Annotated in this window: 18 protein-coding genes; 10 read left to right on the top strand and 8 right to left on the bottom strand. The window is 60.3% G+C overall.

The features are described 5' to 3' along the window. Positions 1-41: 41 nt before the first annotated feature. The gene (locus AACT07_RS10490) at positions 42-1,049 is read right to left on the bottom strand and encodes a substrate-binding domain-containing protein (RefSeq protein WP_069527615.1); all 1,008 of its coding nucleotides are present in this window, start codon (positions 1,047-1,049) and stop codon (positions 42-44) included. An 89-nt stretch (positions 1,050-1,138) separates the two neighbouring features. On the opposite strand from AACT07_RS10490, the gene AACT07_RS10485 reads away from it, so the two are divergent. Beyond that, entirely contained in the window at positions 1,139-1,789 is a 651-nt protein-coding gene (locus AACT07_RS10485; RefSeq protein WP_042054227.1) for a Qnr family pentapeptide repeat protein, read from the top strand. 132 nt (positions 1,790-1,921) lie between these two features. On the opposite strand, the gene envC is transcribed toward AACT07_RS10485, so the two are convergent. Next, positions 1,922-3,274 carry a murein hydrolase activator EnvC gene (envC, locus tag AACT07_RS10480; RefSeq protein WP_069527614.1) on the bottom strand — a complete coding sequence of 451 codons (1,353 nt, stop codon included), beginning with the start codon at positions 3,272-3,274 and terminating at the stop codon, positions 1,922-1,924. 9 nt (positions 3,275-3,283) lie between these two features. Next, positions 3,284-4,813: a 2,3-bisphosphoglycerate-independent phosphoglycerate mutase gene (gene gpmM / locus AACT07_RS10475; protein WP_069527613.1), complete on the bottom strand. Its 1,530-nt coding sequence runs from the start codon at positions 4,811-4,813 to the stop codon at positions 3,284-3,286. A 246-nt stretch (positions 4,814-5,059) separates the two neighbouring features. Here gpmM and AACT07_RS10470 point away from each other — a divergent pair, with 246 nt between their 5' ends. From AACT07_RS10470 to gpsA, 3 genes are read left to right on the top strand one after another with little or no spacing between them, the layout of a single operon-like run. Continuing rightward, entirely contained in the window at positions 5,060-5,491 is a 432-nt protein-coding gene (locus AACT07_RS10470; RefSeq protein WP_005340640.1) for a rhodanese-like domain-containing protein, read from the top strand. 50 nt (positions 5,492-5,541) lie between these two features. After that, positions 5,542-6,012 carry a protein-export chaperone SecB gene (gene secB / locus AACT07_RS10465; RefSeq protein WP_005340639.1) on the top strand — a complete coding sequence of 157 codons (471 nt, stop codon included), beginning with the start codon at positions 5,542-5,544 and terminating at the stop codon, positions 6,010-6,012. A gap of 2 nt (positions 6,013-6,014) precedes the next feature. Next, positions 6,015-7,019, top strand: a complete 1,005-nt coding sequence (gene gpsA, locus AACT07_RS10460) for an NAD(P)H-dependent glycerol-3-phosphate dehydrogenase (RefSeq protein WP_019445045.1) — start codon at positions 6,015-6,017, stop codon at positions 7,017-7,019. A gap of 69 nt (positions 7,020-7,088) precedes the next feature. Here the strand turns inward: gpsA and nfuA are convergent, their stop codons facing one another. Next, positions 7,089-7,667: a Fe-S biogenesis protein NfuA gene (gene nfuA / locus AACT07_RS10455; protein WP_005340636.1), complete on the bottom strand. Its 579-nt coding sequence runs from the start codon at positions 7,665-7,667 to the stop codon at positions 7,089-7,091. Between the two features lie 80 nt (positions 7,668-7,747). After that, entirely contained in the window at positions 7,748-8,476 is a 729-nt protein-coding gene (locus tag AACT07_RS10450; RefSeq protein ID WP_069527611.1) for a ComF family protein, read from the bottom strand. A 38-nt stretch (positions 8,477-8,514) separates the two neighbouring features. Between AACT07_RS10450 and bioH the strand changes: the two genes are divergently transcribed. The 4 genes from bioH (at position 8,515) to AACT07_RS10430 (ending at position 10,717) form a co-directional block, all read left to right on the top strand. Next, positions 8,515-9,279, top strand: a complete 765-nt coding sequence (bioH, locus tag AACT07_RS10445; protein ID WP_069527609.1) for a pimeloyl-ACP methyl ester esterase BioH — start codon at positions 8,515-8,517, stop codon at positions 9,277-9,279. 71 nt (positions 9,280-9,350) lie between these two features. Next, the gene (locus AACT07_RS10440) at positions 9,351-9,584 is read left to right on the top strand and encodes a flagellar basal body rod C-terminal domain-containing protein (RefSeq protein WP_069527608.1); all 234 of its coding nucleotides are present in this window, start codon (positions 9,351-9,353) and stop codon (positions 9,582-9,584) included. 1 nt (position 9,585) lies between these two features. Beyond that, a complete protein-coding gene (locus AACT07_RS10435) occupies positions 9,586-10,353 on the top strand; it encodes a putative metalloprotease CJM1_0395 family protein (protein ID WP_069527606.1) in 768 nt (255 codons plus the stop codon). An 85-nt stretch (positions 10,354-10,438) separates the two neighbouring features. Then, complete coding sequence (locus AACT07_RS10430; protein WP_005355353.1) at positions 10,439-10,717, top strand: hypothetical protein; 279 nt, start codon at positions 10,439-10,441, stop codon at positions 10,715-10,717. A gap of 70 nt (positions 10,718-10,787) precedes the next feature. Here the strand turns inward: AACT07_RS10430 and AACT07_RS10425 are convergent, their stop codons facing one another. Together AACT07_RS10425 and greB are read right to left on the bottom strand one after the other, a co-directional pair. Next, positions 10,788-13,097 (bottom strand): Tex family protein, encoded by a 2,310-nt coding sequence (locus AACT07_RS10425; protein ID WP_069527672.1) that lies wholly within the window; start codon positions 13,095-13,097, stop codon positions 10,788-10,790. A 191-nt stretch (positions 13,098-13,288) separates the two neighbouring features. After that, positions 13,289-13,762 carry a transcription elongation factor GreB gene (gene greB, locus AACT07_RS10420; protein WP_040069641.1) on the bottom strand — a complete coding sequence of 158 codons (474 nt, stop codon included), beginning with the start codon at positions 13,760-13,762 and terminating at the stop codon, positions 13,289-13,291. A 249-nt stretch (positions 13,763-14,011) separates the two neighbouring features. On the opposite strand from greB, the gene ompR reads away from it, so the two are divergent. Beyond that, positions 14,012-14,734: an osmolarity response regulator transcription factor OmpR gene (gene ompR, locus AACT07_RS10415; protein ID WP_005340625.1), complete on the top strand. Its 723-nt coding sequence runs from the start codon at positions 14,012-14,014 to the stop codon at positions 14,732-14,734. After that, positions 14,731-16,041, top strand: coding sequence for a two-component system sensor histidine kinase EnvZ (gene envZ, locus AACT07_RS10410; RefSeq protein WP_021230784.1), 1,311 nt, complete (start codon positions 14,731-14,733; stop codon positions 16,039-16,041). Before ompR ends, envZ begins: the two co-directional genes overlap by 4 nt. Positions 16,042-16,078: 37 nt before the next feature. Here envZ and AACT07_RS10405 read toward each other — a convergent pair whose 3' ends face one another. After that, positions 16,079-16,993: a DMT family transporter gene (locus AACT07_RS10405; RefSeq protein ID WP_069527604.1), complete on the bottom strand. Its 915-nt coding sequence runs from the start codon at positions 16,991-16,993 to the stop codon at positions 16,079-16,081. Positions 16,994-17,055 lie beyond the last annotated feature (62 nt).

Raw genomic sequence — 17,055 nt, 5'->3', positions numbered from 1 at the left:
CTGTTTGTTATCGGCGTGACTTAAGTGGGTGAGGGAAGGGATTACCCCAGACTCTCCCCGACATAGAGGGAGAAGCCGATATCCTTGCGGGTGTCGGGTTGGGATTGGCCGCTGAGACGCGCCAGCAGCATGGTGGCCGCCTCCCGACCGATCGCTTCCCGCGGGGTGGCGATACTGGCCAGCTTGGGGGTCATGGCGTGGCCGATGTCGAGGGAGTTGCAACCGGCGATGGCGATCTGCTGGGGCACCGGGATCCACTTGGCCTGACACTGCAGCAGGGCGCCCACCGCCAGGTCATCGTTGGTGCAGAACAGGCCGTCGAGGTCGGGATAGCGCACCAGCGCCTGATCCAGCAGCTCGCCCCCCAGGGTGAAGCTGGAGGATTGTTCGGTCAGCAGATGCTGGCCGGTGAGGCCGAAGTCGGTCATCGCCTGATAGTAACCCTCCATCCGCAGCTGGGTACGCACGTCGAGTCGCGCCCCCAGATAGACCACCTTGCGTCGGCCTCGGCGCAGCATCTCTGTTACCATGGCCCTGGCGGCGGCTCTATGGTCCATACCGACCACCATGTCGATGGGGGTTTGCGGCAGATCCATGGTCTCCACCACCGGAATGCCGGCGGTGGCGATCATCTTGCGGGTGCGCTCGGTGTGCTGGCTGTCGGAGAGGATCAGCCCATCCACGTGATAGGAGAGCAGGGACGCGACCTGCTCCTCTTCTCGCTCCGGGCTGTAGCCGTAGTGGGCCAGCAGGGTCTGGTAACCGGCCGGTCGGGTTACCGACTCGATGCCATGGATCACCGCCGAGAAGACCTGGTTGGAGAGGGAGGGGATCAGGATGCCGATCGCCTTGCTGGTCGCGTTGGAGAGAATATCCGGCGCCCGATTGGGGATATAACCCAGCTCTTCCACCACAGCCGCGATCCGCTCGCGGGTCCCCTCCGCCACGGTCTGCGGGTCGCGCAGATAGCGGCTGACAGTCATCTTGGTCACGCCGGTCTGGTCGGCGATATCTTGCAGGGTGGGGCGGCGCTTGCGGATGGGGCTCATAGGGGTGTCCAGCGTGGATGTTACATGTAACATTACCGTTTTTGGCAGATAAAGTCAGCATATGAAGCCGTTTTTGCAGGAGTTTTCCGATGATCAGAGGCAAGCAGTTCGTGGATGTCCGGTTCGAGCAACAGGATGTGGAGGGGGAGCAGTTCTCGGAGTGCCGCTTTATCGGCTGTAATTTCTCTTGGCTGGATTTGAGCGATAGCCGCTTCATTGACTGCAGCTTCTACGATCGGGAGAGTGAACGGGGCTGCCTGTTGCAGGGTTGCGATCTGCGCGAGGCCAGCTTTCTACGCTGCGATCTCACCATGGCCGATTGCAGCCGCAGCCAGTGTCTGGGGTTGGAGATGCGCGACTGTCAGGCGGTCGGTATCAACTTCAGCCATGCCAGCTTCGCCAACCAGATCACCGCCAAAAGCTACTTCTGCGAGGCCCATCTGACCGGCAACAACTTCAGCTATGCCAGCTTCGAGGGCTGCCTGCTGGAGAAGTGCGAGCTGACCGGCAACCGTTGGCAGGGGGCCAACCTGTTTGGTGCCTCGCTGGTGGGTTCCGATCTCAGCGGCTCCGAGTTTGGCCAGATTGACTGGACCAGCTTCAAGCTGCAGGGCTGCGATCTGCGCCAGTGTGACCTGCCGGGGCTGGATTTACGGCGGGTCGATCTGCAAGGGGTGCAGATCAACGAGGATCAGCAGCAGACCTTGCTGGAGCAGATCGGTCTGGTTGTCTTCCCCTGAGCCGAGCGGAAAATTAGGTAATTTTTCATCAAATGGGACCGACAATGGGGAGGGCGCTCCTGAAACGACAAAAGCCTGCGTGATGCAGGCTTTTGCTAGTGAGCGTGTGACGCGTTTGTCGGCTGGGTTGACTCAACCCTTGGCCAGCCATTTGGTCGGGTTGATCGCCTCGCCCTGATAGCGAATTTCGAAGTAGAGGCCAGGTCTGTCCTGACCGCCACTGTCACCGACCAGTGCCACCGGTTCACCCTGTTCCACATTCTGGCCAACCTGACGCAGCAGCGACTGATTGTGACCGTAGAGGCTCATATAGCCTTTGCCGTGGTCGATCACCAGCAGCATACCGAAGCCGTCGAGCCAGTCGGCGTAGACCACTTGTCCCGGTGCAACCGCCTTGACCTGGGTCCCTTCGCTGGCGCCGATCAGGGTGCCTTTCCACTTGAGCTGGGCGGTGCGCGGCGAACCGTAGGAGATGAGGATCGGCCCCTGTACCGGCCAGCGCAGGCTGCCATTGGTCTTGAGACCACTGTAGTGACCGGCACTGCTGATGCCCGAGCCACGCTCCGGTTTGCTGCTGGCCACCTCTTCGACCGGTTCTGCCGGTTTGACGGTTTTGTTCTGCTGGGCGGCGAGTCGTTGCTGCTCGGCGCGGCGTTGTTCGGCCAGCTTGCGCTGACGCTCCTGCTCCGCTTTCAGCTTGGCCAGCCGTTCCCGCTCGGCCCGTTCACGGCGCTCCTGCTCTTCCCGCTTGCGGCGCAGCTCTTCAAGCCGGGCTTTCAGCGCCTTCTCCGCCTTGACCAGCTTGGTGAGCTTCTGCTCGTCATCCTGTACCGACTGCTGCAACTGGTTGCGCACCTTGGCCCGGCTCTGCTGGCTGGCCAGCAGGGTCTGGTGATGCTCCTGCTGTTCGGCAAGCAGGGTTTGCAGTCTGGTTTCGGTCTCTTTGGTTGCCTGCTGGTTTTTCGCCAGCTTGTCGCGGGTGGCGCGCAGGGCGTCGATGGCCTCGATACGGGCCTTGTTGAGGTAGTCGTAGTAGTCGAGTGAGCGGCTCAGTTTGGCCGGATCCTGCTGATTGAGCAGCAGTTTGAGGTAGTCGTGGTTGCCCGCTTGAAAGGCGCTCTCCGCCTGCTTGGCCAGCAACTGCTTTTGATGTTTGGCCTGAACTTCCAGCGCCAGCTTGTCTTTTTGCAGGGTCGCCAGCTTCTGCTGGTTCTGCTTCAACTGCTGCCTGGTCTGGTTGAGTTTGGCGGCGGCGGCCGAGATGGCCTGCTCGTCAGCCTTGAGCTGGGTATTGAGCTTGGCAAGCTCCTGCTTGCTGAGCTTGATAGTCTTTTGTTGCTCTTTGATCTGGGACTGCATGGTGCCCAGCTGCTGATTGGCGGCCAAAGCCGGTTTGCTGGCGCCAAACGACAGGCAAAAAAACAGCGCGCCGGCCAACAGGCCGACGCGACTGGTTTTCTGTGAAATAACTTCGCATCCCCGCATGGGGAAGGATTATTTCAGAATCATCAGGGGCTTGCCAGTCATTTCCGGCGGCACCGGCAGACCCATCAGGGTCAGCATGGTGGGGGCCAGATCGGACAGTTTGCCACCTTCAACTACCTCGGCTTTGCGACCGAAATAGATGAGAGGAACCGGCAGATTGGTGTGGGCGGTGTGGGCCTGACCAGTCTCTTCGTCCAGCATCTTCTCGGCGTTACCGTGGTCGGCAGTGATCAGGCACTCGCCACCCACTTCGGCCAGGGCGTCGGTCACGCGGCCGATGCAGTGGTCAACGGCTTCACAGGCTTTGACGGCGGCATCGAACACACCGGTGTGGCCAACCATGTCGCCATTCGGGTAGTTACAGATGATGACGTCGTACTTGCCGCTCTTGATGGCTGCAACCAGCTTGTCGGTCAGCTCTTCGGAGCTCATTTCCGGCTGCAGGTCATAGGTCGCCACTTTCGGGCTGGCCACGATCTCGCGATCTTCGCCGGTGAAGCAGGACTCTTCGCCACCGTTGAAGAAGAAGGTGACGTGAGCGTACTTCTCGGTTTCGGAGATGCGCAGCTGGGTCTTGCCCTGCTTGGCCAGCCACTCACCCAGGGTGTTGACCAGAGCGGTCGGCGGGTAGGCACAGGCAGTTTTGATGTCGGCCGCGTATTCGGTCAGCATCACGAAGTTCAGCTTAGGCTCGACTGCACGGGCGAAGCCGGTGAAGTCGGTGTCAACGAAGGCGCGGGTGATTTCACGGGCACGGTCGGCACGGAAGTTCATGAAAATCAGCGCATCGCCGTCGATCATCGGTGCCGCTTCGCCGATGCGGGTGGCTTTGACGAACTCGTCGTTCTCGTCGCGAGCATAAGCGGCAGCCAGTGCTTCGGTGGCGCTCTCGGCGGTGAACTCGCCCTTGCCCTGGGTCATCAGGTCATAGGCTTGCTGCACGCGATCCCAGCGGTTGTCACGATCCATGGCGAAGTAACGACCGATCATGGAGGCGAAACGACCCTTGCCCAGCTTGGCGAACAGGGCGTCGAACAGCTCGATGGAGGACTGGGCGGAGCGCGGCGGAACGTCGCGGCCATCCAGGAAGGCATGCAGGTAGATCTTCTCGGCGCCACGCTTGGCAGCCATTTCGATCATGCCCATGATGTGCTCTTCGTGGCTGTGTACGCCACCCGGGGACATCAGGCCCATGATGTGAACGGCTTTGCCGTTGGTCACGGCAGCGTCAACAGCCTTGGCCAGCTCGACGTTCTGGAAGAATTCGCCGTCCTGGATGTCTTTGGAGATGCGGGTCAGCTCCTGATAGACGATGCGACCGGCACCGATGTTGACGTGGCCTACTTCAGAGTTGCCCATCTGGCCATCCGGCAGACCGACGTCCAGACCGGAGCCGGAGATCAGGGTGCTGGTGTAGTCACGGGCCAGACGATCGAGGTTGGGAGTCTTGGCGGCAGCGACGGCGTTGTGCTCTTGCTTGGTGCTGTAGCCCCAACCGTCCATGATGACCAGAACCAAAGGTTTCTTAGCTGTTGACATAAGACTATGTCCTCTCGGATTGGAAAAAATGCGGGAAATGAAACTAGCGTAATATTACTACATCTGCCGAAATAGTCACCTGATAGCCAAGGGGCGCTCCCGCGGCCCCGCAAGCCATGCCCTTCCTGCCATGCTCGCTGCCCAATGATGATGGGAGCCTGCTCGCGCTTTGCCGCCAAGATGGCTGATCTTATCAATACCCCCATGTATACTCGGGCCCTTGTCTTGGTCCCTGGATAGTAGAAGATGCAAGAGTATTTGGATTTTGCGGCCCGTAACCCGCTGCTGACCGCAGCCTGGTTGGGTCTGGCTGGCACTCTGGTTTACACCACTGTGCGTGCCCGTTTGTCCCCGGTAAAAACCGTCAACAATCACACAGCGACCCTGCTGATCAACCGCGAGAATGCCACCGTGGTGGATATTCGCAGTCAGGAAGAGTACGCCAAGGGCCATCTGGCCGGTGCCCAGCACCTGCCGCTGACCCAGATCCAGAGCAATAATCTGGGCCCGGTTGAAAAGCATAAAGATGCCCCCATCATAGTGGTGTGCGAGTCGGGAATGACTGCGGGCGGCGCGGGCCGTCAGCTGAGCAAAGCTGGCTTCAAGCAGGTTTATGTGCTCGGCGGTGGCATGGCCCAATGGCGTGCAGAAAATCTGCCGGTAACCAAGAAACGCTGATTTAAGCAGGGCCTGAGCCCACTTATCCATATAACAAGGAATCAAACGAAATGGCTGACGAGATCAACAACCAGGAAGTACAACCGGAATTCCACATCCAGCGTGTTTACACCAAGGATGTCTCTTTCGAAGCGCCGAACACCCCGCACATCTTCCAGAAAGAGTGGCAGCCGGACGTCAAGCTGGATATGGATACCAAGACCAACATCCTGGCTGAGAACGTGTACGAGGTTGTCCTGACCCTGACCGTAACTTGCAAACTGGAAACCGAAACCGCCTTCCTGTGCGAAGTACAGCAAGCCGGTATCTTCACCATCGGTAACCTGCCGGAGCCGCAACTGGCTCACTGCCTGGCTGCCTTCTGCCCGAACATCCTGTTCCCGTATGCCCGCGAAGCCGTGGCCAACATGGTGAGCAAGGGTTCCTTCCCGCAGCTGAACCTGGCACCGGTCAACTTCGATGCCCTGTTTGCCCAGCACATGGCGCAAGCACAGGCCCAGCAGGCGACTGCGGAAGCCTGATAATGGCTGACCAGATCGCTATCTCGGTCTTGGGGGCGGGGTCTTATGGCTCCGCCCTTGCCATTTCTCTGGCGCGCAATGGTCATCCGACCCTGCTGTGGGGTCACGACCCCGCTCATGTCGCCGAGCTGGAACAAGACCGCTGCAACAAGGCATTTTTGCCTGATGTCCCTTTTCCCGCCGATCTGCAGCTGACTGCGGATCTGCAACGTGCGGTACAAGCTGCCCCCGTGCTGCTGCTGGTCGTGCCAAGCCATGTATTTGGCGATGTGCTGACCCGGATCAAACCCTTCCTGCGCCCCGATACCCGTATCGCCTGGGCCACCAAGGGTCTGGAGCCGGACAGTGGCCGTCTGCTGCAGGACGTGGCTCGTGAAGTGCTGGGTGACGAGATGCCGCTGGCGGTCATCTCCGGCCCCACCTTCGCCAAGGAGCTGGCTGCCGGTCTGCCGACCGCCATCTCGGTCGCTTCGACTCACGACGAGTTCGCCGACGATCTCTCCCACCTGCTGCACTGTGGCCGCTCGTTCCGGGTCTATACCAATCCGGATTTCGTCGGTCTGCAGCTGGGTGGGGCGGTGAAGAACGTCATCGCCATCGGTGCCGGTCTCTCCGACGGGCTAGGGTTTGGCGCCAATGCCAGAACCGCGCTCATCACCCGGGGTCTGGTGGAGATGCAGCGTCTGGGTGCGGCGCTGGGGGCCGATGCCAAAACCTTTATGGGGATGGCGGGGCTCGGGGATCTGGTGCTCACATGTACCGACAACCAGTCGCGCAACCGTCGCTTCGGGCTGGCCCTCGGGGCTGGCAAGGATGTGAACACCGCCATGACCGAGATCGGTCAGGTGGTGGAGGGGTATCGCAACACCAAAGAGGTGCATCTGCTGGCGGCCCGCTGCGGCGTCGAGATGCCCATCTGCGAGCAGATCTTCAAGGTGCTCTACGAGGGTAAGAACCCGAAAGAGGCGGCCATCGCCCTGCTGTCGCGAGACAAGAAGGACGAGTAATCTGCCGATTGCCCATGCAAAAGGCCCCGCCAGATGGCGGGGCCTTTTCTTTGCTGCAAGGGCTGCAAATCAGTAGTAAGAGTGGTCGCCGCGCTGGTGCTCGGTGGCATCTTTCACACCGTTGAGCTCACCTGGGAACTTCTCCAGCAGCTGCTTCTCGATCCCCTCTTTAAGGGTGTAATCGACCATGGAGCAACCGTTGCAACCACCGCCAAACTGCAGGATGGCCAGTTTGTCTTCAGTCAGCTCGACCAGGGTGACCTTGCCACCGTGACCGGCCAGCATGGGGTTCACTTCAGACATCAACACGTACTCGATGCGCTCGATCAGCGGCGCGTCATCGGCCACTTTACGCATCTTGGCGTTCGGTGCTTTCAGGGTGAGCTGGGAGCCCATCTGATCGGTGACGAAGTCGATGGTGGCATCCACCAGGAAGGGGGCGCTCAGGGGATCGACCATACAGTCGAAGCCGCTGAAGGGCAGGTGTTGATCTTCCGGGTCCACGGCATCGGGCGGGCAATACGATACGCCACACTCGGCATTCTGGGTTCCCGGATTGACCACAAACACCCGGATATTGGTGCCATCAGGCTGTTTTTCCAGCAGTTTACGGAAATGGGCCTGGGCGGCGTCGGAAATGCTGATCATCACTATCCTCATAAACCTGAGTGTACGACTAGGGTATTCATGATAACGCGGTTATTAATGCTTGGGTAGCATGCCGATGGCTACTTGCTGTGCCGCAGGGTACGACAGATCGCCCACACTTCCACCTTTGTGATACCGCTCTCATGGAGCAAACGGCTGAGCTGACCAGCGGTGGCGCCTGTGGTCACGACGTCATCGAGCAGGGCGACATGGCGATAGTGGTGGGGGCGGATCCGGAATGCCCCGCGCAGATTGCGCCGCCGCTGCCCGGCGCTCAGGGTTGTTTGTTGCGGGGTCGCCTTGATGCGCTGCAACAAAGTGTTGTCGCAGGGAATGTCGGTGAACTCGCCAAGGGCTTGCGCGATCTCCTCCGCCTGATTGAACCCGCGCCGCCACTGCCGCCACCAGTGCAGGGGAACCGGAATGATCGCCTCCGGCGGCTCGCGGCTATCCAGATGATCGGCCAAGAGGCGTGCCAGTAGCGGCGCCAGCAGGATCTGGCCGGAATATTTAAGCCGGGGGATCAGCATGGGGTAGGGGATTTGGTAGTCGCCAATTACCTGCAACCGCTCCCAGGGGGGAGGTCTGCGCTGGCAGCGACCACAGACCGGTATGCTCTCTTCTATATAGTCAGCCAGCGGTGCGGCGCAGAGGCGGCATCTTGGCTCTGATTGGTGCAACGCCTGCCGACACCAGCTGCAGAGCAGGGGCTCGTTGTCGCAAGGCTGATGGCAGAGCAGGCAGCTCCCTTGCCAGTCGCCGTGGCTGCCGAGCAGCGGACTTGCTTTAGCGAGCAGTCGCTTTAACATGCTGACCCCAAGAGCATGAACAGGGATCTTGAGTCTAGATGAGCATATCGGTAGAGCAGTTTGGCCAGGGGCCCGATCTGGTGCTGTTGCACGGTTGGGGGATGAATGGTGCGGTCTGGCATGGTATTGCCCAACAGTTGGCGCCCCACTATCGGGTTCATCTGGTAGATTTGCCTGGTTTTGGCAACAGCCTGCTGGCAGACGAGGTGGATTACAGCCTGCCCTGGCTTGCCGAGCAGGTGGTCGCCATCTTGCCGCAGAAGTGCCATCTGCTTGGCTGGTCGCTCGGCGGTCTGGTGGCAAGCCAGTTGGCGCTGACTCATCCCGATCGGTTGCACTCCCTGATCACGGTAGCCAGCTCTCCCTGCTTTATGGCGCGGGACGAGTGGCCCGGCATTGCCCCCAAGGTACTGACCGGCTTCAACCAGATGCTGGCGGGGGATTTTCGCCAGACCATAGAGCGCTTTCTGGCGATCCAGGCCATGGGCAGTGAACACGCTCGGGACGATATCCGTCAGTTGCGCCACTGGCTGGCCGAGCGCCCGGCTCCCCAGTTTGCCGCTCTCGAGGCCGGGCTGACGCTGTTGGCCGAGATTGACCTGCGCGAACCGCTGCGGGAGCTGGATCTGCCCTGGTTGCGGATCTATGGCCGACTGGATTCATTGGTACCCAAGGCGGCCATTCCCCTGCTGGATGATCTCTACCCTGCCAGCCGCAGCGTGACTCTCAATAAGGCCTCACACGCACCTTTTATCTCCCATCCTGACGAATTCATTGAAATCGTTCGAGATTTTGTTGGCTAAAAAACAGCCTGCAAGCTTCATTAATCCTCTGGTCTGGCGGATAATTAAGCTGTGACCAGAGGAGTAACACCATGCGTATTGATTCTGCTTTCAACAGCGGGGTACAGGGATTTCAGCGAGCCGAGCAGATTGCCGACAAGGCATCCAGTCAGATCGCCCGCCTCAACACCCCCAGCGGGGATCAGGTGCAAGTGACTGATGAGCTTGTCAATCTCAAGGTGGCCGAGCAGCAGGCGGGCGCTTCTGCCAAGGTAGTGCAGACGGCCAGCGAGATGATGGGAACCCTGATCGACATCCGGGTGTGAGATGAACATCAATGTCAGTCTGCCCCCTCTTATCCCGACACAGCTGCAACCCCAGGTGGAAGCGGCGAGGACGGATAATCGCCGGGCAGAACTGATCCCGCAGGCCCGAGCGGGCCAAGCCTCCGTTGCCGAATCCGAAGTCGGCTCCCAAAAAGAGAAATCCAAAGCCGGTCAGGCCTCCAGCAATCAGACCTCCCAGAACAGCCGTGAAACCGGGCAATTAGCCCCGACGACACTGCCAGATAATCGCTTTGTCGAGGCAACCGGTGAGGATGGGCAGCGAAAGCAGCAAGATCCCAAACAGCAGGAGCAGCAACAGCGGCAAGAGCAGCAGGTTCAGGATCTTGTCGAGCGTGACAAGGAGGTGCGTACTCACGAGCAGGCGCACCAGTCTGCGGGTGGAGAGTACGCCAGCTCGCCCACCTATCAGTTTACGCAAGGGCCGGATGGCAAGCGTTATGCGACGGGTGGCGAAGTCCAGATCGATACCAGTGTCGTACCCGGTGACCCTGCCGCTACCATCGCCAAGATGCAGCAGATCCGCGCTGCAGCGCTGGCGCCCGCCGAGCCTTCCGCGCAGGACTTGGCCGTCGCGCGCAGCGCCGCTGCGAGTGAGGCCAAGGCGCGCAAAGAGCTGATGGCCGAGCAGAGCGCGAAATCGGGCGGTGTGCTGAGTGCCTATATGGACAAGCGCAACAGCGTTATCGCGGGCTACTATCGACAGGCTGTCAGCCCGGCTTCTACCCAGTCCCTCAGTCTGCATATCTGAATCACCCTCGCCAAACTTTCAGCTGCTTTGCCTGTTTTGCAACTAACCTGAAGATCAGGCCCATTCCAATTTCACAGGAGCTGTCATGCATTTCGATGAAGTCAAAGCGGAAGATTTCACCACCTTCTCCCGTGTACCGCCCCCCCACCTGCAGATGGAGCAGTTTCTGATGCAGCTCGGAGGAGGGGGAACTGAAGGAACCAGTTTCAAGAAGAAAGTGATGCTGGCGGCTGGCTGGAGTCACACCGGCGTTGTCTCTTATGGCAAGTATCCGCAAGAGGCCTGCAAGGCATTCAACCGACTGCGGGAGGTGTTGGCCCAGCATGGAGAGCCCGAGAGCATACTTGCTGCCCTGACGCAGTGATCCTGAGCTTCGCGTGTAAAAAAGCCCCTTGCGGGGCTTTTTGCATTCAGAGGACTTCTGGAAGGTTTCGTTACTTTTTCGCTTTGGAGAGTGCCGCCGCGAAGGCGTTGCCCATGGCACCACCCATAGGGGGGCTTTGCCGCGGCTCATTTCTTGGCTTGGTGTTGCCGGCACTGCTGTTGCGCGCTTCAGCCGGCTTGCGGGAAGCTTGTCCTGCTTTCTCGTCGAGGCGCATGGTCAGGCTGATCCGCTTGCGCGGGGCGTCCACTTCCAGCACCTTGACCCGCACAATGTCGCCCGCCTTGACCACCTCACGGGGATCCTTGACGAAACGGTCGGTCAGGGAGGAGATGTGCACCAGACCGTCCTGATGAACACCGATATCGACGAAGGCGCCGAAGTTGGTGACGTTGGTGACCACCCCTTCCAGTACCATCTCGGGCACCAGGTCGCTGATCTGCTCCACCCCTTCCTTGAAGGTCGCGGTTTTGAACTCGGGGCGCGGGTCGCGGCCCGGCTTGTCCAGCTCGCCGATGATGTCGGTGATGGTGGGCACGCCGAATTGCTCATCGGTGTAATCGGCCGGTTTCAGGCTGCGCAGCAGGCTGCTGTTGCCGAGCAGGCTCTCCACGGTCTGCTCCAGCTTGGCGAGGATCCTCTCCACGACCGGATAGGACTCCGGGTGCACTGCCGAGCTGTCGAGGGGATTGCTACCGCCGCGAATGCGCAGGAAGCCGGCGCACTGTTCGAAGGCTTTGGGGCCGAGTCGGCTCACTTTCAGCAACTGCTGACGGCTCTTGAATGCGCCGTGCTCATCCCGGTAGGCGACGATGTTCTGGGCCAACGTCTGGGAGAGGCCGGAAACCCGGTTGAGCAGGGCGACCGAGGCGGTGTTCACATCGACCCCGACCGCGTTCACGCAATCCTCGACCACGGCATCCAGTCGGCGGGCCAGCTGGCTCTGGCCGACGTCGTGCTGATACTGGCCCACCCCGATGCTCTTGGGGTCGATTTTGACCAGTTCGGCCAACGGGTCTTGCAGGCGGCGGGCGATGGAGACGGCGCCACGGATCGAGACGTCGAGATCCGGGAACTCCTGAGAGGCGAGCTCGGAGGCGGAGTAGACAGAGGCTCCCGCTTCGCTCACCACTATCTTCTGCGCCTTGGCGGCGGGGTAGCGCTCGAACAGATCGCTGACCAGCCGGTCGGTCTCCCGCGAGGCGGTGCCGTTGCCGATGCTGATGAGCTCGACCTTGTGTTTCTGGCACAGCTCGCTCAGGGTCTTGAGGCTTTGATCAATCTGGCGTTTTGGTTCGAACGGATAGATGGTGGCGTGATCGACCAGCTTGCCGGTGGCATCCACCACGGCAACCTTGACCCCGGTGCGGATGCCCGGATCTAGCCCCATGGTGCAGCGCATGCCGGCCGGGGCCGCCATCAGCAGATCCTTGAGGTTCATGGCGAACACCTTGATCGCCTCCTCCTCTGCCGACTCGCGGATGCGGCCGATCAGCTCTGTCTCCATCTGAAGCGACAACTTGATCTTCCAGGTCCAGCTCACTACCCCTTGCAGCCATTTGTCGGCCGGGCGGTTCTGCAGATTGAGCTTGAGGTGGTGGGCAATGATCCCTTCGCAGGGGCTGGCACTCTCATCGTCACCGGTGACCAGCGCCAGATTGAGGATCCCTTCATTGCGGCCGCGCAGCATGGCCAGCACCCGGTGGGAGGGGGCCTTGTGCAGGGGTTCGTCGTGTTCGAAATAGTCCTTGAACTTGGCCCCTTCCTGCTCCTTGCCTGCCACCACGCGGGCGCGCAGGGTGGCGTTCTGCCACAGGTAGTCGCGCAGCTTCTCCAGCAGGTCGGCCTGCTCGGCGAAGCGCTCCATCAGGATATAGCGGGCGCCATCGAGAGCCGCTTTGCTGTCGGCAATGCCCTGTTCGGGATTGAGGAAGGCGGCAGCCGCTTGCTCGGGATCCTGCATCGGGTCGCTGAGCAGCAGGTTGGCCAGCGGCTCCAACCCGGCTTCGATCGCCATCTGCCCCTTGGTGCGGCGTTTGGGCTTGTAGGGGAGGTAGAGATCTTCCAGCCGGGTCTTGCTGTCGGCGCCGTTCAACTCGCGGGCCAACTCGGGGGTCAGCTTGCCCTGCTCTTCGATGGAGCGAATGATCACCTGACGGCGATCTTCCAGTTCACGCAGATAGCCGAGGCGGCTCTCCAGAGTACGCAGCTGGCTGTCGTCCAGACCGCCAGTCACCTCTTTACGGTAACGGGCGATAAAGGGCACGGTCGAGCCTTCATCCAGCAGGCGCACTGCGGCCTGCACCTGCTCCGGGCGAGCATTGAGCTCACCGGCAATCTGTCTCTCTATGGTTTGCATCATGATGTTGTTGAGGGCCTCTGTGGTCGAGTCCGCGCCATCAGGCGCCAAGTGTGAGCACTATATGGGGTCGTGTTGCGGGATGCCACCCTGCGCCGGGGTCTGCCCCCGTCAGACTGATAAAGTCGCAGGGGAGGGCGTTTATCTTGCCATTGCACCTGTGACTCAGGATGTGCCTGTGGCAAGCAGTCCGGCTATTTGGGGTAGCAGATCTCGTTGATATACCAGCAGACGTCACCAACTGGCGTACGGACGATGGCTTCATCACCGACCTCTTTCTTGAGCAGGGCGCGGGCCATGGGGGAGTCGATGGAGATGTAATCCTTGCGCTCGAAGATCTCGTCATAGCCGACGATGCGAAAGCGCTTGGTCTCGCCCTCTTCGTTTTCCACCTCGACCCAGGCGCCGAAGAAGACCTTGCCCTCCTGCGCGGGGGCATAGTCGACGATCCCCAGCTCTTCGAGGCACTTGCGCAGGTAACGCACCCGCCGATCGATCTCCCGCAGCCGCTTCTTGTTGTACTGGTAGTCGGCATTTTCGCTGCGATCCCCCAGACTGGCGGCCCATGCCACCTTCCTGGTGACCTCGGGGCGCTCCTGACGCCAGAGGAAATCGAGCTCTTCTTTCAGCTTGTTGTAGCCTTCGCGGGTGATCAGCTTTGTCTTCATGGTGATGCGGACCTAGTCAAAGAGGGGTATTCATCGCTAACTGCTCGGGAATATTAGCTTTTGTCCTCTTGCTGTCGAGGGAAATCGTGATGGCTCGGCTGGCGCCATTCAGGGAGTAGCTGGCCAGCGCAGTGACTTGATGGCTGTCACGCTCTCGGGACGGGTAATAACCGGTAACATATTTGTGCTTTGCTCCCGCTATATCCCCCCCTAGTATTGGGGGCAGCTAAAGAATGAAGAGGCAAAGCAATGAGTCAGCAGCAATACAAGGTCCTGGTCGTGGACGATGACCTGAAATTACGTTCCCTGTTGGAACGCTATCTCACCGAGCAGGGATTCGTAGTGCGCGGCGTGGCCAATGGCGAGCAGGCCGATCGCTTGCTGACTCGTGAAAATTTCAGCCTGATGGTGCTCGACCTGATGTTGCCGGGGGAGGATGGGCTCTCCATCTGCCGCCGTCTGCGGGAAGCGGGCAACCAGATCCCGGTGCTGATGCTCACCGCCAAGGGGGATGAAGTGGACCGCATCGTTGGGCTCGAGATGGGGGCCGATGACTATCTGCCCAAGCCGTTTAATCCCCGCGAACTGCTGGCGCGGATCCGTGCCGTGCTGCGCCGCCATACCGTCGAGTTGCCGGGGGCCCCTTCTGCTGCAGAGAAGGTGGTCAACTTCGGCGCCTTCCAGCTCAATCTGGCGACCCGCGAGCTGAGCCGGGATGGCGAACCGATGGCGCTCACCAGCGGCGAATTTGCGGTGCTGAAAGTGCTGGTCAGCCATCCGCGCGAGCCGCTCTCCCGCGACAAGCTGATGAATCTGGCCCGTGGCCGCGAATACACCGCCACCGAGCGCAGTATTGACGTGCAGGTCTCTCGCCTGCGCCGCCTGCTGGAACAGGATCCGGCCCAGCCCCGCTATCTGCAGACCGTCTGGGGTCTGGGGTATGTGTTCGTGCCAGATGGTGACGGTGCATGAAAAAGGTCGGCAGCATGTTCTCGCGCATGCTCTGGTTTCTGGCCGCCGTTCTGGTGGTCTATCAAGCAGTCTCCTACGTCACCTTCTACAACTATCTGCTGGCGCCGACCGTCAAGCAGATCAGTCACTTGCTGGCCAATCAGGTCAAGCTGATCTTTCCGGTCAACACTGAACAACTGGCGCTGAGCGAAGATGCCGAGGCGCTGGTCTATGTGACGACCGGTACCGACATCTATACCCAGAGCGAGGCGGTGCAGCATGGCTTCAACGAGGCCAAGCCGTACCCCTATCTGGAGGAGAACATCAGTCGCGAGCTGGGTGGCCCGGCCAAGGTGCGGGTCGAGATCCAGGATCACTACATCATCTGGATCCAGCCGCCGCAGGCCAGCAAAATCTGGGTGCGGATCCCGCTGACCGAGATTGAAGATGACGATATCGAACCCCTCATCATCTATCTGAGCGTGCTGCTGGTGATCACCCTATTTGCGGCCTGGCGCTTTGCCCGGCAGCTGGTGCGCCCGCTCGAGGATCTCGAGGCTGGTGCCGTTGCTGTTGCCAGGGGCCATTTCCCCGAGGCGCTGGGGGAGCTGGGTTCACGGGAAGTAAGGCGACTGACCCGCACCTTCAACCACATGTCCCACTCCATCAAGAGTCTGATCGAAGAGCGTAACCTGATGATGGCGGGGGTTTCCCACGATCTGCGCACCCCGCTGACCCGCATCCGGCTGGCGACCGAGATGATGTCCTCCGGTGACGAGTACCTCAAGGAGAGCATCAACGCCGACATCGATGAGTCCAATGCCATCATCGATCAGTTCATCGATTACATCCGCCCGGATGAGGGGCAGGATTTGGAGCCTATCGACCTGACCCAGCTGGTGCACGATACCTTGCTGATCTACTCGGAGCAGGGACTGGAAGTTGATCTGGCGCTGCCGCAAGAGGCGGTGCGGGTGGCCTGCAATCCGGTCAGTATCCGGCGGGTGTTGAACAACCTCTCAAGCAACTCGCAGCGTTATGGGGCGAGCCGCTTGCATGCCGAGCTCAAGGACGACGGGCACTGGGTGCGCTTGCGCCTCTCCGATGATGGCCCCGGTATTCCAGAGCAGGACTATTCCCGGGTGCTCAAGCCGTTTACTCAGGGGAATGTGGCGCGGACCGTCGGCGGCAGTGGCTTGGGGTTGGCCATCGTGGCCAAGATAGTCGCCCAGCACCATGGCACTATCCGGTTGGGAAGTTCGGATCTCGGCGGCCTGCTGGTCGAGATGCGGCTGCCGAAACATCAGCCACAGGAGTGGATGGATTGAGAGAAGGGCGTATCCGTGGATACGCCCTTCTGCATGGTCAGCTCTTGGTTTCGACTGATGCTCGATAGCGTTTGCCGTACTTGAGCTGCTGGATCAGCAGGGCGGCAACGATGAGCGCCAACCCGATGGGGGTGGCCGGATGGATGGCTTCGCCGATCAACAGGTTGAGCAGTACCAGTGAGGCAAACGGCGAGATGAAGATGAGATTGCTGATGGGGGCCGTGTTGGTGGCATGGCGCAGCGCCATCAGCCAGAGCACGAAACCGAAGCCCATTTCGAACAGTCCCACATAGATGGCACCAGCCCATCCCTGCCAGGCGGTCATGGCAAAATCGGAGAGCAACCAGGTCGCCACGACGATAAAAGGCAGGCTGATCATAAAGCCGAGCAACAGGCTGACAATGGGATCGCCCTGATTGCGGGTGTTGAGGATCCAGTAGCTGGCCCAGATGAGGGTCGAGACCAGCGCCAGCGTCACGCCGAGGGGGCTGTCGAACTGCAGGCCGAATACATCCCCTCTGGTGGCGATCACTAGCGCGCCAAAATACCCCAGCACGATAGCGATGCCATCGCGCCGACGCAGCTTCTGGCCGAGGAAGGGGACGGCCAGCAGACTGAGGGTAATGGCCCAGGTGTAGTTGAGGGTCTGTGCCTGCTGGGCAGGCAGCAGGTCATAGGCCTTGAATAGCAACAGGTAATAGAGAAAGGGGTTCAGCACGCCCAGAGTCAGGTAGTAGAAAGGGCGGGCCTTGATGTAGCTTCCCAGCAGCGGCAGTTTGCCCTGTTTGGCGACGACGGCTGTCAGCGTGAGAGTCGAGGTGAAGGCGGCCACAAGCAACAGTTGTACAGGTTCGAAATAGGCGAGGGAGATCTTGAAGGCGGTGGCGACCGTCGACCAGAGGGCAACGGCGCAAAGGCCATACTGATAGGCTTTCTTTTGATCTTTGAGCATGGGATGTCGTTCCACTGACAGAGGCAAGCGCACAGTCTACCAGTCTGCTTGTAACATTGTCG

The sequence above is a fragment of the Aeromonas sp. ANP5 genome, from assembly GCF_963870295.1.
Classification (GTDB): Bacteria; Pseudomonadota; Gammaproteobacteria; order Enterobacterales; family Aeromonadaceae; genus Aeromonas; species Aeromonas veronii.
The sequence above is the reverse complement of the archived record's forward strand: the minus strand, read 5'-3'. Positions and strand labels throughout refer to the sequence as shown.